Source organism: Sphingobium mellinum (assembly GCF_037860795.1).
GTDB classification, from domain to species: Bacteria; Pseudomonadota; Alphaproteobacteria; order Sphingomonadales; family Sphingomonadaceae; genus Sphingobium; species Sphingobium mellinum.
Genome location: NZ_JBANRK010000003.1, coordinates 80,588 through 104,812 on the forward strand (window position 1 = coordinate 80,588; position 24,225 = coordinate 104,812).

Here is a 24,225-nt window from a genome sequence, read left to right on the forward strand (position 1 = left end):
CAGAGGCGCAGCCATCATGATCATCGCCGCGTCCGTCCTCTTCGTCCTCATCTGGTCCACCGGCTTCATCGTCGCGCGGGCGGTAGTGCCCCATGCCGCGCCCGAACTGGTGCTGAGCATCCGCCTGAGCCTCACCGCACTGTTGCTGGGCCTGATCGCCCTACGGGCGAGGCAGGCACTGCCGCGCGGACCGCGCCTGCGGCAGCATCTGGCGGCGGGCGCGATGCTCCATGGCCTTTATCTGACGGTGAGCTGGTGGGCGGTGAGCCGGGGCATGCCGGCCGGCATCATGGCATTGCTCGGCGCATTGCAACCGCTGCTGGTGGCAGTCGCCAGCGTTGCCCTGCTGGGTGAGCGGCTGTTGCGGCGGACATGGGCCGGCCTCGCCATCGCGATCACGGGTGTCGCCGGCGTGCTGCTGCCGGTGATCGAGCGGTCGGGAGCCGGCGGCATTCCGCTGATCCCGGCAATTGCAGGCATCTTTGCGATCCTGAGCATGACCGGCGGCACGCTGATCCAGCGCGGGTCGATCGCGGGCGACGGCATCTGGATTTCCGGCGCGGTGCAGAATGCGGGCGGCGCGGCCGTGGCGATAGCGGCAGCGCTGGCGATCGGCGACATGCGCTGGGACAACACACCGATATTGTGGGGAGGCCTTGCGTGGTCGATCCTGGCGCTGTCGGCAGGCGGCCTGTCGCTGCTGGTGTGGCTGATCCGCACGCAGGGCCCGACCCGCCCTTCCATGCTGCTGCTGCTGGTGCCGCCACTCGCCGCGATCGAAGCCGCCCTGCTGTTCGGCGAAAGGCTGGGACCGGTGCAAATTGTCGGCTTCGCGCTGGCGCTGGCGGGCGTCCTGCTAGGCCGGTCGCAAGGCAGGCGCGACCCGATCAGCGAGCCCGCCTGAAACCCCGCCTCGGCGCCTCAGCGCTCCCGCAGTCTCTCATGGTGGCGGATCACTTCGTCGATGATGAAGCGCAGGAATTTCTCGGTGAAGTCGGGGTCCAGATTGGCGTCGGTCGCCAACTGGCGCAGCCGCGCGATCTGCCGTTCCTCCCGGCCAGGATCGGCGGGAGGCAGGTCGTGCGTTGCCTTATATTCGCCGACCGCCTGGGTAATCTTGAAACGTTCGGCGAGCATGAAGACGAGCGCCGCGTCGATATTGTCGATGCTCTCGCGATACCGCTTCAAAGTGTCGTCCACGCTTATCCTCCGCAAGGCATCGCGCACGCGGGCGATGCGTCGATCAAATCCCCGCGCTTTTTGCGCCTTCGAACCGCGCGCGCAAGCTATTCCCGCTTGCCATCTGCATTTCCCGCCGCCACATGGGCGGGGTCATGACCGCACCCGCCACCGGCAATGTCCATCCCATCGGCCGCGCCAACGGCGCGCCTTCGCTCGCCCCCATGATGGCGCTGGTCGCCAATGGCATGAACCATGTCAACGCCGTCATCCTGGACCGCATGCAGTCGCGCATCCCGCTGATCCCGGAACTCGCGGGGCACCTGATCGCCGGGGGGGGCAAACGGATGCGGCCGATGCTGACGCTCGCCTGCGCCGACCTGGTAGGCTATGCCGGCAGCCGGCACTACAAGCTGGCCGCCGCCGTCGAATTCATCCACACCGCCACCCTGCTGCACGATGATGTCGTCGACGGGTCGGGCCTGCGTCGCGGCCGCAAGACCGCCAACATCATCTGGGGCAACAGCGCCAGTGTACTGGTGGGCGATTTCCTTTTCTCCCGCTCCTTTGAACTGATGGTCGAGGCGGAATCGCTCAAGGTGCTCAAGATTCTGTCGAACGCATCGGCCGTGATCGCCGAGGGCGAGGTCAACCAGCTGACCGCGCAGCGCCGGATCGACACCAGCGAAGAACAATATCTGGACATCATCGGCGCCAAGACCGCCGCGCTGTTTGCCGCCGCCTGCCGCATCTCCGCCGTCGTCGCCGACCGCGACGAGGGGGAAGAACAGGCGCTGGACGTCTATGGCCGCAACCTCGGTATCGCCTTCCAGCTGATCGATGACGCGATGGATTATGAATCCGACGGCGCCACCATGGGCAAGGATGCAGGCGATGATTTCCGCGACGGCAAGGTCACGCTGCCCGTGATCCTGGCCTATGCGCGCGGGTCGGAAGAGGATCGTGCTTTCTGGAAGCAGGCGATCGCCGGCAACCGGGTGAGCGGCGAGGATCTGGCGCATGCCACGCAGCTGCTGCGCACCACCGGGGCGATCGCCGACACGCTGGCGCGCGCGCGCCACTATGGCCAGCGAGCCATCGATGCGCTCGGCCGGTTCGATTCTGGCAAGGCCAAGGCGGCGCTGACCGAAGCGGTCGAGTTCGCAATCGCGCGGGCTTATTGAGGAAATCGCCGGCCCGACCGTTCCCTTTGTGGTCAGTCTTTCATGAAGAGAGCACCGGGCGAACGCATCCGCGTTGAGCGGTGGTCCATTCCACGAGGTCAACGTGATCCTGTCTCCGGAAACCATCGCCTTTCTGATGACAGCCGCACTGGTTGCGGGCTGCATCGATGCGATGGCGGGAGGCGGCGGCCTGATCGCCGTGCCCGCGCTGCTTGCCGCGGGCGTGCCCCCCGTGCTCGCGGTCGGAACCAACAAGCTGCAATCCTCGCTCGGGACGCTTGGCGCCTGCATCGCTTATGCCCGGGCGGGGCATATGGACCTCAAGACCTACCGCCTCCCGATCATCGCCGCGTTCATCGGATCGGTGGGCGGCGCGTGGCTGCTACAGCGGGTCAGCCCCGCAATCCTCGCGGGGCTGATGCCAGGCCTGTTGATCGCGCTGGCCGCCTATTTCACCTTTTCTCCCAAAGTCAGCGAGATCGACCGGCGCAGTCGGCTGGGTATCCCCGCGCTCAGCCTGCTCATCGGGATCGTCGGCTTCTACGATGGTTTTTTTGGCCCGGGCGCGGGCGCATTCTACACGACAATTTTCCTAGCGCTGGGCGGGCTTGGGCTGGTGCGGGCGACGGCGCAGACCAAGGCCGCCAATTTCGCGAGCAACCTGGCCGGACTACTGACCCTCATAATCGGTGGCCATGTGCTGTGGATCGCGGGTTTTGCGATGGCGGCGGGCAGCATTACCGGCGGGCAGATCGGCTCACGGCTCGCCATGCGCTTCGGCAGCCGGCTGATCCGGCCACTGCTGATCCTCATGTCGCTGGGACTGACGGCCAAGATGCTGCTCGATCCCGGCAACCCGATCCATGCGCTTCTGTTCGGCTGAAACACCGGCGGCGCGACCAAATTCAGGCTGGCTTCGCGCCCGGTGATTGCACAAGGGTCGCAACCCTGCGGCGCAGGTCGTCCACGCCGAACGGCTTGGTCAGCACTTCCATGCCATGTTCGATATGGCCATGGTTCAGCACCGCATTTTCCGCATAGCCGGTCACGAACAGGACGCGCAGGTCAGGACGGGCCGCACGAGCCGCATCCGCCACCTGCCGACCATTGAGCCCGCCCGGCAGGCCGACATCCGTGATAAGCAGGTCAATACGTTCCCGCGATTCAAGCAGCTTGAGACCCGATGGGCCGTCCCCCGCCTCGACACAAGCATAGCCCAGGTCCGATAGCGCATCGACGATCAGCATCCGCACCGAGGGTTCATCGTCGATCACAAGGACGGTTTCACCGCCTTCGGTAGGCGCAATCATATAGGACAAGGGCGGCGCGTCCTCATCCGCCTCCCCGCGATGACGGGGGAGGTAGATGCACACCATCGTCCCCTGGCCCACTTCCGAATAGATGCGGACATGACCATTGCTCTGGCGCGCGAAGCCATAGACCATCGACAGGCCAAGGCCGGTGCCCTCCCCGATCGGCTTGGTCGTAAAGAAGGGATCGAACACCCGGTCCAGCAGATCCTTGGCAATGCCCGCGCCGGTATCGCTGACACAGATGGTGACATATTGGCCGGGATCGAGCCCATGTTCGCGCGCGGCGCGATCATCCAGCCAGCGATTGGCGGTTTCGATGGTGATGGTGCCGCCATCAGGCATCGCGTCCCGCGCATTGATGCACAGGTTCAAAAGCGCGTTTTCCAGCTGGTTGGCATCCACCATCGCGGGCCATAGGCCTCCCGCCTGCACAGTCTGCACGTCGATGGCCGGTCCCACCGTGCGGCGGACCAGTTCGGCGAAGTCGGCGAGCAGCCGATTTACCACGACCGCCTTGGGCGACAATGTCTGCCGTCGCGAAAAGGCGAGCAGCCGGTGCGTGAGGGCCGCCGCTCGCCGGGTGGCGCCCTTCCCGGCTTCGAGGTAGCGCTCGACATCGGCGCTGCGCCCCTGAGCGAGACGGACACCGATCATTTCGAAAGCGCCCGAAATACCAGCCAGCAGGTTATTGAAGTCATGCGCCAGGCCGCCGGTCAGATGGCCGACCGCCTCCATCTTCTGCGCCTGACGCAGCGCGGCTTCGGCCTGTTCCCGGTCCGCCAGTGCCTGTTCGACCCTGGCCTCGAGCGTTTCGTTGAGCTGCCGCAACGCGGCCTCCGCGCGCAGTCGTTCGGTAATGTCGTTGAACAGCACCGCGACCTGCCGGTCCTCCTGCGCGCCAACACGGAAAGCGGACACCTCCAGATGGCGGCTTGTGGCGACGAGTTCGCGCTGGAAACGTATCGGTTCGCCGGTGCGCAGGACTCCGCCATAAAGTTCCAGCCAACCGTCAGCTTCGTCGGGCACCATCTCACGCAGCTTCTGCCCGACCACCTGCGGGATGCCCGCGTGGCGCTCATAAGCCGGGTTCGCCTCGATATGGACATAATCACTCAACGGCCCGTGCGGGCCGTCGAAAAACTCGATGATACAAAAGCCCTCATCCATTGACTCGAACAGGGTTCGATAGCGTTCGTGCTTATCTGGCAGAGTGGCCATTGCGGCGCGAGTTCCCCTTGGCTTGTCCGCGGCCTTACGCGGTGCCACTATTGTGCGCGCGTAACGTCAAAAGTTCCAACTGTTTCCCTATGCGAATGTTCCACCGTGACACAGGAACGTTGCGCCGCGACGCGATTGGCGCGAGAGGGTCGCGATGACTGTGCCGCTGCCCATCATGGATGTTCTTCCCCAGCTGCTGGAGGTGCTGCGGGCCACGAGCAGCGCGGTGCTCGTCGCGCCCCCCGGCGCGGGCAAGACCACCGCAGTTGCGCCGGCGCTGCTGGACCAGCCCTGGTGCAACGGACAGGTACTGCTGCTTTCGCCCCGGCGGCTCGCGGCACGGGCAGCGGCCGAGCGGATCGCGGAGCTGATGGGTGAGGAACCGGGCGGCACGGTCGGCTATGCGACGCGGATGGACAGCCGGCAGTCGGCGCGAACGCGCCTGCTGGTGCTCACCGAGGGGATATTTGTACGGCGCATCCAGGAGGATCCGGAGCTGGCCGGCATATCCGCCGTGCTGTTCGACGAGGTGCATGAGCGTGGCCTGGACAGCGACTTCGGTCTGGCGCTGGCTCTGGACGCGCAGGCCGCCTTGCGGCCTGACCTGCGGATCGTCCCGATGTCCGCAACCCTGGACGGCGCGCGCTTCGCCACGCTGCTGGGCGGAGCACCGGTGATCGAAAGCGAAGGACGCATACAACCGCTGGACCTGCGCTATCTGGGCCGCGCGGGCGAAAGGCGGATCCAGGATGAGATGGCAGCGGCGATCAGGCGGGCGCTCAGCGAGGAATCGGAGGGCGACCTGCTCGCCTTCCTCCCCGGCGTGACAGAGATCGAGCGCACCGCCGAACGGCTGGAGGGCGTGGAGGTTGAACTGCATCGGCTGCATGGCAGCTTGGACCCGACAGCCCAGCGCGCCGCCATCCGGCCTTCGCACGAGGGCCGGCGCAAGGTGATATTGGCGACGTCGATCGCCGAAACCAGCCTGACCATCGACGGCGTCCGGATCGTGGTGGATTCAGGGCTGGCACGACGGCCGCGCTACGATCGGGCGGCCGGGGTGACCCGGTTGGTGACCGAGCGGGCGAGCCAGGCGGCGGCGACGCAGCGCGCCGGCCGTGCGGCACGGCAGCGGCCGGGTGTCGCCTATCGGCTGTGGGAAGCGGCGGCGACGGCGGGCATGCCGCCCTTCGACCCGCCCGAGATAGTGGAAAGCGACCTGTCCAGCCTGCTGCTCGACTGCGCGCTGTGGGGCGTGACCGATCCGGCCAGCCTGCGCTGGCTCGACCCGCCGCCCGCCGCTGCGGTGAGCGAGGCCAGGAACAGGCTGACGGTGTTGGAGGCGCTGGATGCCGATGGTCGCATTACCGAGCATGGCAGGGCACTGGCGCGCCTGCCGCTGGAGCCGCGCATCGGCCATATGCTGGCGCGCGCGGCGGAGAGAGGGCTGGCCGGGACCGCTGCGGAGGTCGCCGTGCTGCTGGGCGAGCGCGGGATCGGCGGACAGGATGTCGACCTGTCGCAGCGGCGGATGCGCTGGCGACGGGAGAGCGGGCGGCGCGCCGAGGCCGCGCGTGGACTGGCCAAGCGATGGGCGAAGCTGGTGGGCGGACAATTTGGTGGAGGCGTTGGCGACCATGACAGCGGCCTCTGCCTGGCGCTTGCCTTTCCCGACCGCGTGGCGAAGCGGCGATCGGGAGACGGCGCGGACTGGGCGAGCGTCGGCGGCCGGGGCTTTCGGCTCGACCCGCTGAGTTCCCTGGCGCGTGAGGAATGGCTGGCGGTCGGCGAAGTGCAGGGCAGCGCGGCGGGCGCCCGCATTCTGTCGGCCGCGCCGATCAGCGAAGCCGAGATACTGAGGCTTTTCGGCTCGCGGGTCGCAGAGCATCGCACCGTTCGCTTCAGGCCCGACAATAGCGGCGTGGAGGCATTGCGGGAACGGCGGCTGGGCGCGATCCGGCTGTCATCCGGCTCCGACGACCGGCCCGATCCGGAAGCAGTGGTCGCGGCGCTGATGGAGGGTGTGCGGCAGGGCGGCCTTGACCTGCTGCCCTGGTCGGAGGCGGCACAATCGCTGCGGACGCGCGCAGCCTTCGCTGCCATTGAGCAGCTGTCCGATGAAGCGCTGATGGCCAGCCTCGACGAATGGCTTCCGCCGCTGCTCGCGGGGAAAAGGCGCCTGTCCGACATCGACCGGTCACAACTGTCGGGCGTATTGGAAGGACTGATCGGCTGGGATGGCAAGCAACAGCTCGACCGCCTCGCCCCGCCCGAGTTCCGATCGCCGGCGGGAAGCAGCCATGCCATCGACTATGCGGCAGAGGGCGGACCGCGTGTCGAATTGCGCGTCCAGGCCTTGTTCGGCCTCGCTGAACATCCCGTGGTGGGAAGCGCGCGCATTCCGCTGGTCCTGTCGCTCACCTCGCCGGCCGGACGGCCGATCCAGACGACACGCGACCTGCCCGGCTTTTGGGCGGGCAGCTGGAGCGCCGTCGCCAAGGAGATGCGCGGACGCTACCCCAAACATCCATGGCCCGACGACCCGGCTGCGGCCAGCGCCACCTTGCGCACCAAACGCGCTGACGCCAAGGCCAAGCCTTGACTTGAACCCGCTCGCTGGTGCAACGCAACCGGCACCTTCCCACGGAGTTTGACGCCACGATGTCCGCGCGCATCTATCAGATCCAGAAGAACGCCCTCCAGTCCGGCAAGGCCCGTACCGACAAGTGGGTGCTGGAATTCGCGCCAAGCGAAGCGCGGAAGCCCGACCCGCTGACCGGCTGGTCCGGATCAGGCGACACACAGAGCCAGGTCAGACTGACCTTCCCTTCGCAAGATGCCGCGCGCGTCTATGCGGACAAATATGGCATCGATTACAGGCTGATACCCACCCCGCCCAAGACGCTCAAGATTCAGGCCTACGCCGACAATTTTCGTTAAGGCCGGCGGCTGCGGCACATTCGGGCGCGATGCTGCCTGATTGCCGCCTTATTCCCTTGCCAAGAGGCGCGGATCAAGGGCAGAAGCTGCCCTTTCACCGGAAAGCCCCGAAGAGATAATGACGGATCGCCAGCAGATTTTCGACAGCATCGTGAGCCAGATCGCGCCTTTCAACAAAAAGGGCGTGGCGTTGAGCGAAGCCACCACCTTCGCCGGCGATCTGGAATGGGACAGCCTGACCGTGATGGACTTCGTCGCCGCGATCGAGGACGAATTCGACATCATCATCACCATGAACATGCAGGCAGAGATTGAAAATGTCGGCCAGCTGGTCGACGCTGTGGCCAAGCTGAAGAACTAACCAAGCCACCCCCGTTCGCATCGAACCTGTCGAGAACCGACGGTCGGGATGGGGGGAAGAGTTCTCGACTGACGCATCTCGACACGCTCGATGCGGCTCGAACCGAACGGATATAATGTATGACCGACGCTGCGGAAACCGCTACCGACGCCCATACGCCCGCCGAAGTGGCCGGCGCGCGCGACCTGTTTTCCAAGTTCGACCCGATTATCGGCGAGCGCGAGGCGCTGCTGGCGACCGGCGTGCGCGATCCCTTCGCGATCGTCATGGACGAGGTGAAGTCACCGACCCAGGCCGTGATCAAGGGCAAGGACACGATCCTGCTGGGCACCTATAACTATATGGGCATGACGTTCGACCCGGACGTGGTCGCAGCCGGGAAGAAGGCGCTCGACGAATTCGGTGCCGGGACCACGGGCAGCCGCGTTCTCAATGGCACCTATCAGGGCCACAAGGAAGTCGAGGAAGCGCTCAAGGAATTTTACGGCACCAGCAGTGCCATGGTCTTTTCGACCGGCTACCAGGCCAATCTCGGCATGATCTCCACGCTCGCGGGGAAGGGCGACTATGTCGTGCTGGACGCGGACAGCCACGCATCCATCTATGACGGCTGCTTCCTGGGCGATGCCGAAATCGTCCGCTTCCGCCACAACAGCGTCGAGGATCTGGACAAGCGGCTGGGCCGCCTGCCCGCCGACGCGCAGAAGCTGGTGGTGCTGGAGGGCGTCTATTCCATGCTGGGTGACGTCGCCCCCCTCCCCGAGATGGTCGCGGCGGTGCGCAAGCATGCCAACTGCATGATACTGGTCGACGAAGCGCATGGCATGGGCTTTTTCGGTCCCAATGGCCGCGGCGTCTACGAGGAACAGGGCGTCGAAAAGGACGTCGATTTCGTGGTCGGCACCTTTTCTAAATCGGTTGGCACGGTCGGCGGCTTCTGCGTGTCGAACCATCCCAAGTTCGATGTTCTGCGCCTTGTCTGCCGGCCCTATGTCTTCACCGCGTCGCTGCCCCCCAGCGTCGTCGCGACGGCCGCGACCTCGATCCGCAAGCTCATGCACGCCGGCGAAAAGCGCGCGCACCTGTGGAAGAACAGCCAGCGCCTGCACAAGGGGCTGACTGACCTCGGCTTCAGGCTGGGCACGGCAACGCCGCAATCGGCCATCATCGCCGTCATCCTGACCGATCAGACCCAGGCCGTCGCGATGTGGCAGGCGCTCCTGGAACTTGGCCTCTATGTCAACATGGCCCGGCCGCCAGCAACGCCGACGGGCACATTCCTGCTGCGCTGCTCCCTATGCGCGGAGCATAGCGACGACCAGGTCGGCCAGATCATCGGCATGTTCGAAGCCGCCGGCAAGGCAACCGGAGCGATCGGCTGACCCTAGCGCGCCGAGCCGATGGCGGCCCCAAGCGAATGCCGGCTGTGGTGGAAAAGCTTTTCACCCTTGATATTTCGCAATCGATGCTGTTCGACTAATGTAGCGGTTGATGGCGGACAGCTATTATATGGAAGATCAGACAACTGGCTGGCGAGCGGCGGCACGGCGCGCGCTGCCGTTGGTACTGGTCATATTGCTGATCGGCACGCTGGGAACGCTGCTGTACAGCGCCAGCGACGCGTCCCGTGACCATGAACGCGCGTTGCAGGAACAACGCCGCAGCTTCGAGATCATCGCCCTCGCCCGGGCGTTCGAAGCCAAGACTGCGCGCGCGGAAGTCACGCTGGCCCGCTATGTTATCAGCCTTGATCCCGATGTCGGCCGGCTGTTCCAGGACCAGTGGCGCACCGCGTCCAGCCAGTTGAAGCTGTTGACCTATGCGACCCGCCGGTCGGGCTGGCAGCGCGCCAATGTGCGCGCGCTCCAACAGGCGTTTGAGCAGCGCGGCAAGACACTGAACGAAATCGGCCTGCGCACCACATATGACCAGAAGATGGGCGCCTTGGCCCAGTTCCACCGCGCCGGTCGGTCGGAGGACCTGAAGCGCATCACGGAACTGCTCGACCAGGTGATCGAGGCGGAAAATGCGCGGCTGCAAGAGCGCAGCGTCGCCGTGACCCTGGCGGGTGATCGCACCGCATGGGTGGACAAGACATCGCGCCTTTTCGGCCTGGTGTTGCTGCTTTGCGTGCTGTTCGCGCTATGGATGGCCAACGCCGCCTATACCGAAAGGCGCAATGCGCGCCGTTTGGCGGACGCCGAATCGGAACGGGCCGACCGGCTGGAGGCAGCCGTCGCCGCGCGCACGGCCGAACTGTCCGAGGCCTATGAACAGCTGAAAAAGGAAACGTTGGAACGAGCGGCGGCAGAGGAAAATCTGCGGCAGATGCAGAAGATGGACGCTGTTGGTCAGCTGACAGGCGGTATTGCGCATGATTTCAACAACATGCTGGCCGTAGTGGTGGGCGGGCTGGAACTCGCCAAACGCAAGCTACGACTAAAGCCCCGCGACGCGAGCCGCCATCTCGACAATGCGATGGAAGGCGCCAATCGTGCCGCCGCGCTGACGCGCCGACTGCTCGCCTTCGCCCGGTCCGAACCGCTGCTGCCCAGCGCGATTGAACCCGATACGCTGGTAGCCGGCATCGGCGAACTGATCGATCGGGCGATCGGCGACCAGATTACCGTCAGTTTCGAAAAGGGCGCGCAGGGGTGGCGGACCTTTGTTGACCAGCACCAGTTGGAAAATGCGGTGCTCAACCTGTGCGTCAATGCCCGCGACGCCATGGACGGCCGCGGTCAGCTGGTCATCCGCACGGGCCGCGTGACCCTTGCCGCCAACGAGGTCGGCGAGTGCGCACCGGGTGACTATGTGACTATCAGCGTCAGCGACGATGGATGCGGGATGACGGCCGAGCTGCTGTCCCGCGTGTTCGAACCTTTCTTCACCACCAAGCCGGTTGGCAAGGGCACCGGCCTCGGCCTCAGCCAGATCTTCGGTTTCGTCCATCAGAGCGGGGGCGACATCCGCATCGAATCGGAAGTGGGCAAGGGCACGACCGTCCACCTCTACCTGCCGCGTCATGTAGGCGCAGAGGGCGCGATGCTCTTGGAGGCGAACGCGCCCGATTGTGAGCCGGTGCTGCATCCTCCCACACGCATCCTTGTCGTCGAGGATGACCCGCGCGTGCTCAACCAGACGATGGCGGCGCTGGCCGAACTGGGACATCTGCCCGTCGCCTGCGACCACCCGTCAAAGGCGGCCAAGCTGCTCGCCAGCCATCGCGACATAGGGCTGATCGTCAGCGACGTACTGATGCCAGACATGACTGGCCCTGAAATGGTGCGTGGCCTGCCTGCGGCGTTTGCGCATGTGCCCGTGCTGTTCGTCACCGGCTATGCCGGGGATACTGCGGAGCGCGCCGACTTCGAGGGACATGAGGTGCTCCGCAAGCCCTATACGCTGCTGGGCCTGGCCCATGCGCTATCGAAAGCGCTTAGCGGATCGCACCACCCCGGAACAGCCGCGGCAGCAGAGTGAGCGCGCCGATCAGTGGCCAGCGCCGCTGCCAGGGCTTGATCTCGATCGCCGTGCTGGCGTGGCGATTGATCTTCCACGCTAGATAATCGATGCCGCCGGCATAGGTAAAGCTTGCCTTGGCGAGCCGCACGACGGACAGCCATTTGCCGCGCCGTTGCAACTGGCGCCAGCGCGCGGCAGGCTGTTGCGGCGACGCGGGCAGTCCACGCGCCAGCGCGGCTTCGCCAAAGCGGCGATAGCGCCGAGGGTCGGCATCGACGATGGAGAGGGACCGGCCCTTCTTCTCGGCCCGCAATTCGGCATTGTAGGTCAGCGTAAAGCCTTCCTTCCAAAGCGAAAGCACATCCTGATCCTGCGTCATCGGCCGGGCTAGCGAGAGCAATGTGGGCGCGGCGGAGGCGATCGCGGCGATCGCCCGCTGCCGCGCAAGATCATCCGCCGCCCACAGCAGACGCGCCGGCTGGGCGAAGCGCGCCCATACGGATACATTGTCGGCGGCCGGGCTGTTGAGCCGCGCAAAGTCGGCTTCCGACAGCACGGCATATTTGGCGATCAGCCCACCATGTTCGAACGGGAATACATTGGGCGGGATCAAGCGGTTGGCGCTCGTCAGCCAACTTTTCCCATAGGCGGCGCGATAGTCGGACACGATCAGGTAGAAGTCGAGCATCAGCCCGTCGAGATTTTGCTCCCGAAGGCACGAGCCGTAGAACAGGACCGCACGCGACGCATGCGGATATTGTGCCGCCAGTGCGCCGGCCATGGCGGCCGCGCGCGGGTCGGCGGGAGCGGCGAGTTCGGCAGAGACGAGGGCTGCGAGGCTTTGCGTCATGGCGCCAGGCTTTAGCGCCGACGAAACAGAAGCGACAGATTGTTCGCCGGCATCTCCACAAGCCGGTCGAAGCGGAACCCTTCGGCATCGGCGGCGGCAATGACATCCTCCATCCGGCGGAGACCCCAGCGTGGGTCGCGCGCCTTGAGCCAAGCGTCGAACGTGAGGTTGGAGGGCGCCGTTTCCACGCCATCGCGCATATATGGGCCGTAGAGATAGAGCAGCCCGCCGGTCGGCAGGCTTTTGCCCGCGCCCCTCAACAGGCCCAGCGTGGCGTCCCACGGGCTGATATGCACCATGTTGATGCACAGGACCGCATCGGCCCGTCCGACCGGCCAGTCACCGTCCGCGTCGAGCCGGACCGGCTGACGGAGGTTGGGGAGCGCCGCTTCCTCCCGCCAAGCAGCGATGGAGGCGAGCGCGGCCTGGTCGGGATCGCTCGGCTGCCATTGCAGCGCGGGAAAGGCAGCGGCGAAATGCACCACATGCTCGCCGCTGCCGCTTGCCACCTCCAGCACCAGGCCGGAAGCGGGCAATTCGTCATGCAACAGTGCGAGAATGGCGTCGCGGTTCCGCTCGGTCGCTGGCGCATGCAGCTTGTCAGCAGCGGACGGGCCGGAACCCGGCTCCCAAGGTTCCGGCTGATCCGTCATTCCGCGGCCTGCGCCAGCGTCGGATCGGCCCAGGTAAGGACTGGCTTACGCGCGGCGAGCGTTTCGTCGAGCCGGCGACGCGGCGCGAAATAGGGCGCGCCTTTCAGCGCCTCGTCACCCGCCTTCGCGCGTTCCGCCAGGCTCCGCAGCGCCATGATGAACTGGTCGAGCGCAGCCTTGCTTTCGGTTTCAGTGGGCTCGACCAGCATCGCGCCATGGACGACCAGCGGGAAATACATGGTCATCGGGTGGAAGCCTTCGTCGATCAGCCCTTTGGCAATATCCAGCGTGGTGAAGCCTTCGGCCAGTCCCTTGTCGCTGAACAGTGCCTCATGCATGCATGGGCCGCTGGCGCTGAAGGGCGCGTCCAGCACATCTTCCAGGCTGCGCAAGATGTAGTTGGCGTTGAGTACCGCGTCGCTCGCGACCTGACGCAGGCCGTCCGCGCCATGGCTGAGGATGTAAGCCAGGGCGCGGGTAAACATCCCCATCTGGCCATGGAAGGCGACCATGCGGCCGAATGTGGCGCCATGATGATCTTCCGCCGTTTCTTCCTCGACCAGCAGGAAGCTGTCGCCGTGACGTTCGACGAAGGGCAGCGGCGCGAAAGGCGCCAGCGCCTCGGACAGCACCACGGGGCCTGAGCCCGGCCCGCCGCCACCATGAGGCGTCGAAAAGGTCTTGTGCAGGTTGATGTGCATCGCATCGACCCCAAGATCGCCGGGGCGGACACGGCCGACGATGGCGTTGAAGTTCGCACCGTCACAATAGACGAAGGCACCGGCGGCATGGACCGCGTCGGAAATCACCTTCATGTCGCGTTCGAACAGGCCGCATGTGTTGGGGTTGGTGATCATCACCGCGGCGACATCGGGGCCAAGGCGCGACTTGAGCGCCTCCAGATCGACGCGGCCGTCGGGAGTCGCGGGAATATCCTCCACCTTGTAGCCGCAGAAGGCAGCGGTGGCGGGATTGGTGCCATGCGCGCTTTCGGGGACGAGGATGACACTGCGTGCGTCACCCCGCGCTTCGAGGGCGGCGCGGACCGCAAGCAGGCCGCACAGCTCGCCATGCGCGCCCGCCTTGGGGCTCATGGCGACGGAATGCATGCCCGTCAGCTTGATGAGCCATTCGGCCAGTTCATGGATCACCGCCAGCGCGCCCTGGACCGTCGACTGTGGCGCGAGCGGGTGGAGGTCGGCGAAACCGGGCATCCGCGCGACCTTTTCGTTCAGGCGCGGATTATGCTTCATCGTGCAGGAGCCGAGCGGAAACAGGCCAAGGTCGATGGCGTAGTTTTGGCGGCTGAGGCGGGTGTAGTGGCGCACCGTCTCCTGCTCCGACAGGCCCGGCAAGCCGATCGGGTCAGTCCGGGCGAGCGTGCCGAGGCGGCTTTCCACCCTGGGCGCTTCGGCGAAATCGACGCCCGTCGTCCCGGTCGATCCGATCTCGAAGATCAGCGCCTCTTCCAGCATCAGCGCGCGGTTGCCGGTCACGGTGACGGGCATGGTCGCCGCGTCGTTGACGGCCTGCGGCGCGGTGGGGCGGCCTTCCCCAAGCATGGTCATGCCAGTTCCTCCTCAAGCGCCCGCGCAAGGGCTTCGATATCTTCCGCCGTTACGGTTTCGGTAACAGCCACGACCAGGCCCTGCCCAATATCAGCGGCGTCCGGGAACAGCCGGCCGAGCGATACGCCGGCCAGGACGCCTTTGTCGGCGAGATTGCGGACGACCTCGCGCGCGTCCTTCGGAAGGATGAGCGTGAATTCGTTGAAGAAGCTGTCGTTGAGCAGCGTGACGCCGGGCACCTTTGCCAGGCGATCGGCGGCCTGCACGGCCAGGCCATGGTTCAGCGCCGCCAGTTGCCGCAATCCTTTTTCGCCCAGAAGGGTCATGTGGACGCTGAACGCGAGCGCGCACAGGCCCGAATTGGTGCAGATGTTGGACGTCGCCTTTTCACGCCGAATATGCTGTTCGCGGGTCGACAGCGTCAGGACGAAGCCCCGCTTGCCCCCCGCATCAACAGTTTCGCCGCACAGGCGCCCCGGCATCTGGCGGACATATTTCTGCTTGCACGCGAAGAGGCCGAGATAGGGACCGCCGAACTGGAGCCCGACGCCGATCGACTGGCCTTCGCCCACCACGATGTCCGCGCCCATCGCCCCGGGCGCCTTGATGGCGCCGAGGGCCACCGGCTCCGTCACCACTGCCACCAGCAGTGCGCCGGCCGCATGGGCGGCGTCAGCGAGCGGCGTCAGATCGGCGATGCGGCCCAGAATATCGGGATATTGCACGACGATGCAGCTGGTATCCTTGTCGATGCCGGCGATCAGCGCGTCGATATCGGTCGCGGCCTCAAGCGCCGGGTTGTCGTGGACCAGCAGGTCGCCCGTGAATTTCGCCATGGTCCTTGCGACAGAGACATAATGCGGGTGCAGGCCCGACGACAGGATCGCCTTGCCCCGCCTGGTAATGCGGCGGGCCATGCCGATCGCTTCCCAGCACGCGGTCGAGCCGTCATACATGGACGCGTTGGCAACATCGCAGCCGAGCAGGCGCGCGACCTGCGTCTGGAATTCGAACAAGACCTGCAACGTGCCCTGCGCGATTTCCGGCTGGTAGGGCGTGTAGGCGGTCAGGAACTCGCCGCGCTGGATCAGATGATCGACGCTGGCCGGAACATGATGCCTGTAGGCCCCTGCCCCCAGGAAGAAGGGCGCTTCCCCCGCAGACAGATTTTTCCTCGCGAGCACCGCCATGTGGCGTTCCACCGCCAGTTCGCTGGCATGGGTCGGCAGGCCGGCGATCTTGTCAGTCAGGCGGGCTTCAGCCGGAACGTCGACGAACAGGTCGTCCATCGACGACGCGCCGATGACGGACAGCATGTCCTGCCGGTCAGCGTCGGTAAGGGGTAGGTAGCGCATGATCTTTTCCTGCATCGCCATGCCCGGCCAGGCCGAGCGGCGGTCATCAACTCAGAGCGCAGCCACGAACTTCTTGTATGCGGCTTCGTTCATCAGGCCTTCCAGTTCGCTGGGGTCGGTCACGCGCAGCTTGAAGAACCAGCCATCTTCCTCTGCGTCGCTGTTCACCAGCGCGGGCTCATCCTCCAGCGCGCCGTTGGTTTCAACGACCTCGCCCGAGATCGGCGCATAGACGTCCGAAGCGGCCTTGACCGATTCGACGACGGCGGCGTCATCGCCCTTGTCGAACGTGGTGCCTTCCGCGGGCAGTTCCACAAAGACGATGTCGCCCAGCTGCTCCTGCGCGTAATCCGTGATGCCGACAGTGGCGATTTCGCCTTCGACATCGATCCATTCATGTTCGTCGGTGAAATAACGGCTCATCGATAATCTCCCCTCATTTCCTGCGATAACGGTGCGGGACGAACGGCATCGTCGCGACGGTGGCAGCGATACGCTTGCCCCGCACCTCGATTTCCAGCGCTGTGCCCACCGCGCTGTGCGGCAGGCTGACCCACCCCATCGCGATTGGCGCGCCAACGGTCGGCGCGAAGCCGCCGGACGTCACTTCGCCCACCTGCGCGCCGCCGGCGTAGATGGGCGCACCTTCCCGAGCTGGCAGACGCCCTTCGATCTTCAGGCCCACTCGCTTCGTCCCCGGCCCGTCGGCCAGTTCCTTCATTACGCGCGCATGGCCGATGAAGCCGCCCTCCTCGCGCCGGCGCTTCTGGATCGCGAAGCCCAGGTCGGCGCCAATGGTGCTGACTTGCGGCGTCAGGTCATGGCCATAGAGCGGCAGGCCGGCCTCCAGGCGCAGCGAATCCCGCGCGCCAAGGCCGATCGGCCTGACCTGCGGCAGGTCGCACAGCGTGTCGGCGAGCAGGGTGACATCCTGTGCAGGAACGCTGATTTCGAAACCATCCTCACCCGTATAGCCCGACCGGCTGATCCAGAGCGGAACGCCGCGCCAGGTGAACAGGCCCGACTGCATGAAGAGGAGTTCGGCGGTTGCAGGGATAAGGCTTGCCAGCGCCGCGCCGGCTTCCGGCCCCTGGAGCGCAAGCAGCGCCTGTTCGTCCATGTGATTCATGACGACTTCGTCAGGCAGATGCTCGATCATCCAGCCAATATCGTCATATTTGGTCGCGCCATTGACCACCATATAGATGTCGGCGCTATCGAAGGCACCGCCGCCGAGGCGCGAGACCATGAGGTCGTCCAGGATGCCGCCCTCTTCATCTAGCAGCATCGAATAGCGCTGGCGGAAAGGCATGAGGCCCTTGATATCGCCTGGCAGCAGGACTTCCAGAGCCTCATCCACGCCGTCGCCGGAAAAGGTCAGCTGGCCCATGTGGCTGACGTCGAACAGCCCGGCATGGTCGCGGGTCCAGGCATGTTCGGCCATGATGCCTTCATACTGGATCGGCATGTGATAGCCGGCAAAGCCGACCATGCGCGCGCCCCTGGCGCGGTGCCAGGCGTCCAGCGGCAGGTCCTGCAGCGGCAATTCTTCTTCGATATGGCTTATGTCGTCAGTGCCGGTCATCAAAGGCGGCCTTTCCGTGCAAGATTTCAAGCGACAGCTGCCCGAATCCGCAATCGGACCCGTGGCGTCTGTCACCCCCTCTGTCACGGAACCTGAGAGCTTTGACCACCGGCCGTGCGGCTGGATGGCTTACCCCTTCGGTGGGACGGCATGACCCGTCCGCTTTCCAGAGTGCCTGCCCATGATGCGGTCCTTTGGCCTGAGAGATTCCGGGGCGGTTGCTCCTTCGGCGACGGGGTGGCCTCAAAGGCTTCCCATGCTCTCCCGCATCAAGTCCGGGACCGAATCCTCGATGCCCAGCGACAGGAATTCCTTGGTCCAAACGACGTGCGCCGTCAATCGCTCAATCAGCGGCGCGCTCTTCCTTCGCCAGGCGCTCAGCCAGGATGCGCGTCGCCTTGCGCAGTTCGGCAAGGCGCATGTTGGCGGCCGCGTCGTTCAGCACCATCGCATCGAAACCGTCATCCTCATCGAACAGGCGCAGAAACCGATCGACACCGGCGAACTTGGAATCGGCGACAAGATGCGCGCAAAGCTCCACCTTGCCCGACCAGCGGCGGTCACCCTGACCGCGCAACAAGGCAGCAAGATCTTCCAGCCGACCGGCGAGCGCGGCGATTTGCGGATGCAGCATCATGGGCGCACGCTAGAGGTCGCGTCGCGCCAGCGCAACGCCAGCGACCTCAGGATAGCACATCTCCCCGAAAATCTCGGCATGGCGCGCTTCGGCATAGCGATCAGTCATGCCGGCGATGAAATCGGCGATGTGTCGGCTGCGGTGCGGCTCGTCCGGCAGGCAATCGTCGCGCCATTCCGCAGGCATCAACCCAGGCTCCCGCTGATAGGCGTGGAACAGGTCGCGCACGATGATCCGCGCGCGGTTCGCGGCCGCCAGCTGCAAGGGGTGATGGTAAAGCGTGGCATACATGAACCGCTTGAGGTCTCGCTCCTGCGCCGCCAGTTCGGGAGAGAAGCCGACCAGCGTCCGCCCTGCGGCCCGCACATCCTCGACCGTCTCCACGGCGGAGCGGGCAATATTGTCGCGCGTCGCGGCGATCAGGTCGTTGGCCATCACGCCGATCTGCTCGCGGACCAGTTCCCGCAGCAGCCGGTCCTGCGGCACATCCGGGTAGCGGGCGCGGACGCGGTCCCAGCAATGGCTGACAAGCGGTACATCCAGCAACTGGTCCAGCGTCAGCAGGCCGGCGCGCAAGCCATCATCGATATCATGATTATCATAGGCGATGTCATCGGCAATCGCCGCCAGCTGCGCTTCCAGCGAACTGTGGCTGGCAAGGTCCAGCGGAAACAGAGCGTCGACTTCGCGCATCGCCCAGCCCGGCCGGTGAACCGGGCCATTATGCTTTGCCAGCCCCTCCAGCATTTCCCAGCTCAGATTGAGGCCCGAAAAGCGCGGATAGGGCGATTCCAGCAGCATCAGCGTGCGCAGCGTGTGGGCGTTGTGATCAAAACCGCCATGATCGTCGAGCGCCGCTTCCAGCGCATCTTCGCCAGCATGGCCGAAGGGCGGATGGCCGATGTCATGCGCCAGGCAAAGCGCCTCGGTCAGATCCTCGTTGAGGCCGAGTGTGCGCGCGGTCGTGCGGCCGATCTGCGCGACCTCCAGGCTATGGGTGAGCCGGACGCGGAAATGATCGCCATCGGGGGACACGAACACCTGTGTCTTGTGGCGCAGGCGACGAAAGGCAATGCTGTGGATGATGCGATCGCGATCGCGCTGAAAGATGTCTCGCGGCCCTCGCATCTCGCCGCCCGGTTCGGCATGCAGCCGGCCTCGGCTGCGGTCCGCATGCGAGGCATAAGGGGCCAGCGTCGACATCGGGCGGCTATTTGCCGCCCATCGGCTCGACGACTTCTCCGGCATCGCTCCGCCAGGCGAAGACATCCGCGCCAGCGGCCTTCAGCTTCGATTCGACGGCCTTGGCGCGGGTGAAGCTGGCGAAGGGGCCTATCAGCAGGCGGTTGGTCCTGCCCCAGCCTGCCACCCAGGCGTCCTGCGGCGCGACATCGTCATATTTCCGGCGCAGGTTCTTCAAGGTGAACGCCAGCGCGCCGCGATCTGCACCAGTGCCGATCTGCACCCAGCTGCGCGAAGGATTGGCGGCAAGCCGGGCCTTTTCCTCGGCTTCCTTCTTCGCCTTGGCTTCAGCTTCCGCCTTTGCCTTCGCGGCGGCATCGGCCTTTGCCTTGGCCGCTGCCTTCTTCGCCTTGTCGGCGGCGGCGGCGCGGCGGGCGGCCTGCATTTTCTCAATCTCGGCGAGGTCGACGGCCTGCGCGCTGGGCTGGCGTTCGGTTTCCGGCACGTCGATCGCGCGGATGATGTCGGCGAGGGTTCGCGTCGCTTCGGGATTGGGCTGCTGCCGGGCCATGACCGGGGCGGGCGTTGAGGTGGGCGTCGCGGCAGGCGGGGGCGCCGCAGCCCGCTGGACGGCGGCCTGCGCCAGGGTGATGGCGTTGAGCTGGCTCGCCGTGGACGATGCGGGCGCGGGCTGCGGTGAGCGGGGCGCGGCCATGGCTTCGGTGCCGGGTGCGGGCGGCCCCTGGACCTTTGCGGCCAGTGAAGGCGCGCCAGCTGCTGGCACAGGCGCGAGAGCCGGCGCCGGAGCGGGAGCCGGCGTCGGAGCGGGACGGGCGACTGGAGCCATGGGCGGCGTCTGGGCGCGAGCCACCCGCCCCCTGTCGCTGTTGCCGCGGGAACGAGGCGAAGTGCCTGGCGCGGCGGCAGGCGTCGAAGCCGCTCCGACCGGCGACGAGGCTGCCAGAGGAACAATGGTGCCGGCGGGCGGGGTGGGCGTGATGGCTGCGATGCTGGTGCCGATCGTCGCGGGGAAATGGCCGAAATGCACAGCCGCCGCCTTCTGTGCGCCGGTCAGATAAGGCATTTTCTGCATATAGGGCGTGAGCGCCGCAGCGAGCTGTCCTGGCATGGTCTGCATCGCGATCTTGCGTGCTTCGTCCTGCCGGTTGTTCATCGCTAAAATGAACGCGCGGTAGCGCCAGGCCGGGCGGTCGCTTTTATAGAGCAGCGGCTGCAGCAGCTTTTCAGCGGCCTCCACCTGACCCGATATGCCGAGCGACGCGGCATATCGATAGACAAGCTCCGCGTCCTCTGGCGCGCGGCGCAACGCCGTCTGATAATCCCGCTGTGCGCCAGCCTGGTCGCCGGTCAGGTCGCGAGCCAGCCCGCGATCGGCCAGCAGTTGCGCTTCACCATAGCCCAGCCGGACGGCCTGGTCGAACAGGCGCAGAGCCTCGGCCGGATTCTGCGTCTTGAGCATGACGCGTCCCAGACCTGCCTTTACGCGTGCATCGTTGGGCTGGGCCGCATCGGCGCGGGAAAAGAATCCGGCGGCGGCGCGCATGTCGTCCATGTCGATCGCCGCCTCGCCGGCGCCGATCAGCGCATCCACGTCGCGCGGGTTGGACGCAAGACGAGCCAGATTGCGGCTGAGATTTTCAGCACCCGACGGGCGGATCGCCTGAACCTGCGATTGGGCCTGCGCGGTTCCCGCCAGAAGCAGTCCGCAGAAAATCCATAAAGCCGAGCGTGTCACACAAGCCCTTTAGCGGATCGCCGCCTGAATGGGAAATTACTGATAGGACAAAGCGCGCCCGATCGTCCGAAGCGATCGACGGCGCGCAGTCCTGTCGCGACCGGGCGGCACCGCCGCCCGCGCTCTTACTGGTTGCTCTGGCGATTAAGGAAGCGCGGAATGTCCGGCGTTGAACCGCCATTGTCCGCGGCCGCCGCATTCTTGTCGGCGCCACGGGTCAGCCCCGCCATGCGCTCGAACAGCGTCCCCCCGGTCGCGACGCGCGGCGCCGGCTGCGCCGCCGGGGCGGGAGCGGCCTGCGGTTCGGCCACTTCGGCGCCGAGCAGCAGTTCGTCCTGCGAGGGGTCCTCATCAGAGAAGATGGCGGCCGGGCGCTGCGGCGCGACCGAAGCCGGCCGGGGCGCGGCCTTTTCCTGCACGGGCGGCGACAACGGCGCCGGTTCGGGCGCGGCCGGAACGTCAAGCTCCAGCGTCTCTGGCTCCGGCTCGGGTGCCGCGACCGACGTCGGAGCCGGGGCGGGTTGCGTCGCCGGACGCGACGCCGCGGCCGGGACCGATACGGCCGGACGGCTGGCGAAGCTGAACGGCTGGGTCAGCGGCGCGGCGTTGGCGCTTGCTTCGCTGTCGATGCCGGTGGCAACGACCGATACGCGGATCTTGCCATTGAGGCCGTCATTGAAGGCCGAACCCCAGATGATGTTCGCGTCCGGATCGACCAGTTCACGGATGTGATTGGCGGCTTCGTCGACTTCCATCAGACGCATGTCATCGCCACCCACGATGGAAACGATGACGCCCTTGGCGCCGCGCATCGATACGCCATCGAGCAGCGGGTTGGCGATCGCCTTTTCCGCGGCCTGGAGCGCGCGGCCGTCGCCTTCGGCTTCGCCGGTGCCCATCATCGCCTTGCCCATCTCGCCCATGACCGAGCGAACGTCAGCGAAGTCGAGATTGATGAGGCCAGGCATGACCATGAGGTCGGTGATGCCGCGCACGCCCTGCTGCAGCACCTCGTCCGCCATCTGGAAGGCTTCCTTGAAGGTGGTGTTGGGGTTGGCGATCAGGAACAGATTCTGGTTCGGAATGACGATCAGGGTATCGACATGCTTTTGCAGTTCCTCGATGCCCGCTTCCGCCGATTTCATGCGGCGATTGCCTTCGAAGGTGAAGGGCTTCGTCACGACGCCGACGGTCAGGATGCCCTTGTCGCGCGCGGCCTTTGCGATGACGGGAGCTGCGCCCGTGCCGGTGCCGCCGCCCATGCCGGCCGCGATGAAGCACATGTGCGCGCCGTTCAGCGCATCTTCGACCGACACGATGGTTTCTTCAGCGGCGGCCTTGCCGATTTCGGGACGCGATCCGGCACCCAGCCCTTCGGTGATCTGCGGGCCAAGCTGGATGCGGCGTTCGGCGGGCGAGGCATTGAGCGCCTGGGCATCGGTGTTGGCGACGATGAAATCGACGCCCTCGACCGACGCGGCAATCATGTTCGCGATGGCGTTGCCACCCGCGCCGCCTACGCCGATCACCGCAATGCGTGGCTTCAACTCGTCCACATGCGGCGGGCTGATTTCAATGCTCATAAATTCTAGCTCCCTCCAGCTCCGGTGACGTGAGCGAAACTGTCATCGAAGGTTAATGCAACAGAAAACGGGGTATTTCACCAGTAAATTTCGTCTGACTTCGATTATTTCAATAGTTGGTCTTCATCGCCCGCACCATTCGCTGCCACCACTGGGGTGCACCTATACGATGGACCGTCTGAGGAGCAGGCGCTATCGTTCTAAGATCAACCGGGTTTGAAGCGCCGTAAAGCGCCAGCCCCGCCAAGGTTGCAAAGGCCGGCCCGCTATGCGCTTCGGGAAGAGCGGCAATGCCGCGCGGCCGACCGATGCGGACGGCACGGCCCAGCGCGCCCTGGGCATAATCGGCAATGCCCTTCATCTCTGCCCCGCCGCCGGTCAGCACCACCTGGCGACCGGTCGGGGTATTGAAGCCCATGCCGGCGAGCGCCGCGTTGATTTCGGTCATCAGCATGTTCAGCCGCTCGCAGATCACCGCGACCAGCGCCGCGCGTGTGATCTTGCCGCCATCCGCGTTGGGGCCGGCGCTCTGCCCCGGCAGCGCCACGTCGCCATGGGGCGGCGCGATCTCGATCATCTCGCGAAAGTCACGGCGGTTCTGCATCGCCGAGCCATAGAAGCATTTGATCCGCTCTGCCTGGCTCCGGCGGATGCCAAAGGCCGACGCGATGTCGTCGGTGATGTCCGCCGCGCCCATCGCGATGCTGTGCAGGCCCACCAGCATGCCGCCGGCGTAGAGCGAGACATTGGTGACGCCCGCCCCCAACTCGATCAGCGCGACGCCCAGGTCCCGCTCTTCTTCCGACAGGCAGGCGAGGCCGGTCGCGATCGGCGAGGCCACGATCGAATTGACGTTGAGATAGGCGCCGCGCACGCACAGGTCGAGATTGGCGAGCGGCGCGCCGTCGGCCAGCACGACATGGATGTCCACGCCCAGCAGATCGGCATGCATGCCAAGCGGCTTCTTGACGGGAACCTTGCCGTTGATGGTGAAACAGGTCGGCTGCGCGTGCAGCACCACCCGGCCATCGGGGTCGATCCCTTGCTGGCCCGTGGTCAGCAGGTCGTCGATGTCGGCCTGTTCGACGCGATACCCCCCCATGTCGCGCTCGACCGTCACGACATCGCTCACCAGGCTGCCGCCCGAAAAGCTGACCCAGACATCCTCGATGTTGGTGCCCGCTACCCGCTCGGCCTGCTCGACGGTCTCGCGCACGGCCAGTTCGGTGCGCTCCATGTCAGCGATGAAGCCGCGACGCACGCCCCGGCTTTCACGCTGGCCGGTGCCCAGGATCGCCAGTTCGCCCGTCTCCGTCCGCCCCGCGATCAATGCGGAGACCTTCCATGATCCGATGTCGATTGCGGTAACGAGCTTTTCGACCTTGGGCTGCGCCAT

General features: G+C 65.7%; 21 protein-coding genes and 1 riboswitch. Of the genes, 8 read left to right on the forward strand and 13 right to left on the reverse strand.

Features of this window, described 5'->3' with window-relative positions:
- Positions 1-16 precede the first annotated feature (16 nt).
- The gene (locus tag AAC640_RS07380; protein ID WP_340265470.1) at positions 17-904 is read left to right on the forward strand and encodes a DMT family transporter; all 888 of its coding nucleotides are present in this window, start codon (positions 17-19) and stop codon (positions 902-904) included.
- Positions 905-921: 17 nt separating this feature from the next.
- Here AAC640_RS07380 and AAC640_RS07385 read toward each other — a convergent pair whose 3' ends face one another.
- A complete protein-coding gene (locus AAC640_RS07385) occupies positions 922-1,200 on the reverse strand; it encodes a chorismate mutase (protein ID WP_340265471.1) in 279 nt (92 codons plus the stop codon).
- A gap of 134 nt (positions 1,201-1,334) precedes the next feature.
- Here AAC640_RS07385 and AAC640_RS07390 point away from each other — a divergent pair, with 134 nt between their 5' ends.
- A complete protein-coding gene (locus AAC640_RS07390; RefSeq protein WP_340265472.1) occupies positions 1,335-2,363 on the forward strand; it encodes a polyprenyl synthetase family protein in 1,029 nt (342 codons plus the stop codon).
- Between the two features lie 103 nt (positions 2,364-2,466).
- Positions 2,467-3,246: a TSUP family transporter gene (locus tag AAC640_RS07395; RefSeq protein WP_340265565.1), complete on the forward strand. Its 780-nt coding sequence runs from the start codon at positions 2,467-2,469 to the stop codon at positions 3,244-3,246.
- A gap of 22 nt (positions 3,247-3,268) precedes the next feature.
- Here AAC640_RS07395 and AAC640_RS07400 read toward each other — a convergent pair whose 3' ends face one another.
- Positions 3,269-4,894 (reverse strand): ATP-binding protein, encoded by a 1,626-nt coding sequence (locus AAC640_RS07400; RefSeq protein WP_340265473.1) that lies wholly within the window; start codon positions 4,892-4,894, stop codon positions 3,269-3,271.
- Between the two features lie 154 nt (positions 4,895-5,048).
- On the opposite strand from AAC640_RS07400, the gene hrpB reads away from it, so the two are divergent.
- The 5 genes from hrpB (at position 5,049) to AAC640_RS07425 (ending at position 11,678) form a co-directional block, all read left to right on the forward strand.
- A complete protein-coding gene (gene hrpB / locus AAC640_RS07405; protein ID WP_340265474.1) occupies positions 5,049-7,496 on the forward strand; it encodes an ATP-dependent helicase HrpB in 2,448 nt (815 codons plus the stop codon).
- A gap of 59 nt (positions 7,497-7,555) precedes the next feature.
- Positions 7,556-7,834, forward strand: coding sequence for an ETC complex I subunit (locus tag AAC640_RS07410; protein ID WP_340265475.1), 279 nt, complete (start codon positions 7,556-7,558; stop codon positions 7,832-7,834).
- A gap of 118 nt (positions 7,835-7,952) precedes the next feature.
- Entirely contained in the window at positions 7,953-8,195 is a 243-nt protein-coding gene (locus AAC640_RS07415) for an acyl carrier protein (protein WP_340265476.1), read from the forward strand.
- Positions 8,196-8,314: 119 nt separating this feature from the next.
- A complete protein-coding gene (gene spt / locus AAC640_RS07420; RefSeq protein ID WP_340265477.1) occupies positions 8,315-9,577 on the forward strand; it encodes a serine palmitoyltransferase in 1,263 nt (420 codons plus the stop codon).
- A 127-nt stretch (positions 9,578-9,704) separates the two neighbouring features.
- Positions 9,705-11,678, forward strand: a complete 1,974-nt coding sequence (locus AAC640_RS07425; RefSeq protein WP_422794965.1) for an ATP-binding protein — start codon at positions 9,705-9,707, stop codon at positions 11,676-11,678.
- Here AAC640_RS07425 and AAC640_RS07430 read toward each other — a convergent pair.
- From AAC640_RS07430 to ftsA, 11 genes are all read right to left on the reverse strand, one after another.
- The gene (locus AAC640_RS07430) at positions 11,635-12,510 is read right to left on the reverse strand and encodes a hypothetical protein (protein WP_340265479.1); all 876 of its coding nucleotides are present in this window, start codon (positions 12,508-12,510) and stop codon (positions 11,635-11,637) included. The two genes, AAC640_RS07425 and AAC640_RS07430, sit on opposite strands and share 44 nt — an antisense overlap.
- Before the next feature lie 11 nt (positions 12,511-12,521).
- Positions 12,522-13,163: a DUF938 domain-containing protein gene (locus tag AAC640_RS07435; protein ID WP_340265480.1), complete on the reverse strand. Its 642-nt coding sequence runs from the start codon at positions 13,161-13,163 to the stop codon at positions 12,522-12,524.
- The gene (gcvPB, locus tag AAC640_RS07440; protein ID WP_340265481.1) at positions 13,160-14,731 is read right to left on the reverse strand and encodes an aminomethyl-transferring glycine dehydrogenase subunit GcvPB; all 1,572 of its coding nucleotides are present in this window, start codon (positions 14,729-14,731) and stop codon (positions 13,160-13,162) included. Before gcvPB ends, AAC640_RS07435 begins: the two co-directional genes overlap by 4 nt.
- A complete protein-coding gene (gcvPA, locus tag AAC640_RS07445; protein WP_340265482.1) occupies positions 14,728-16,086 on the reverse strand; it encodes an aminomethyl-transferring glycine dehydrogenase subunit GcvPA in 1,359 nt (452 codons plus the stop codon). The genes gcvPB and gcvPA overlap by 4 nt, the downstream gene beginning before the upstream one ends.
- A 51-nt stretch (positions 16,087-16,137) precedes the next feature.
- Positions 16,138-16,509, reverse strand: coding sequence for a glycine cleavage system protein GcvH (gene gcvH, locus AAC640_RS07450; RefSeq protein WP_340265483.1), 372 nt, complete (start codon positions 16,507-16,509; stop codon positions 16,138-16,140).
- 13 nt (positions 16,510-16,522) lie between these two features.
- Positions 16,523-17,671 (reverse strand): glycine cleavage system aminomethyltransferase GcvT, encoded by a 1,149-nt coding sequence (gene gcvT / locus AAC640_RS07455; RefSeq protein WP_340265484.1) that lies wholly within the window; start codon positions 17,669-17,671, stop codon positions 16,523-16,525.
- 177 nt (positions 17,672-17,848) lie between these two features.
- Positions 17,849-17,948: riboswitch (glycine riboswitch) on the reverse strand.
- A 66-nt stretch (positions 17,949-18,014) separates the two neighbouring features.
- Complete coding sequence (locus AAC640_RS07460) at positions 18,015-18,308, reverse strand: hypothetical protein (protein WP_340265485.1); 294 nt, start codon at positions 18,306-18,308, stop codon at positions 18,015-18,017.
- 9 nt (positions 18,309-18,317) lie between these two features.
- Positions 18,318-19,511 carry a deoxyguanosinetriphosphate triphosphohydrolase gene (locus tag AAC640_RS07465; protein ID WP_340265486.1) on the reverse strand — a complete coding sequence of 398 codons (1,194 nt, stop codon included), beginning with the start codon at positions 19,509-19,511 and terminating at the stop codon, positions 18,318-18,320.
- A 7-nt stretch (positions 19,512-19,518) separates the two neighbouring features.
- Positions 19,519-21,246, reverse strand: coding sequence for an SPOR domain-containing protein (locus AAC640_RS07470; RefSeq protein WP_340265487.1), 1,728 nt, complete (start codon positions 21,244-21,246; stop codon positions 19,519-19,521).
- A gap of 125 nt (positions 21,247-21,371) precedes the next feature.
- Positions 21,372-22,829 carry a cell division protein FtsZ gene (ftsZ, locus tag AAC640_RS07475; RefSeq protein ID WP_340265488.1) on the reverse strand — a complete coding sequence of 486 codons (1,458 nt, stop codon included), beginning with the start codon at positions 22,827-22,829 and terminating at the stop codon, positions 21,372-21,374.
- A gap of 109 nt (positions 22,830-22,938) precedes the next feature.
- The gene (gene ftsA / locus AAC640_RS07480; protein ID WP_340265489.1) at positions 22,939-24,225 is read right to left on the reverse strand and encodes a cell division protein FtsA; all 1,287 of its coding nucleotides are present in this window, start codon (positions 24,223-24,225) and stop codon (positions 22,939-22,941) included.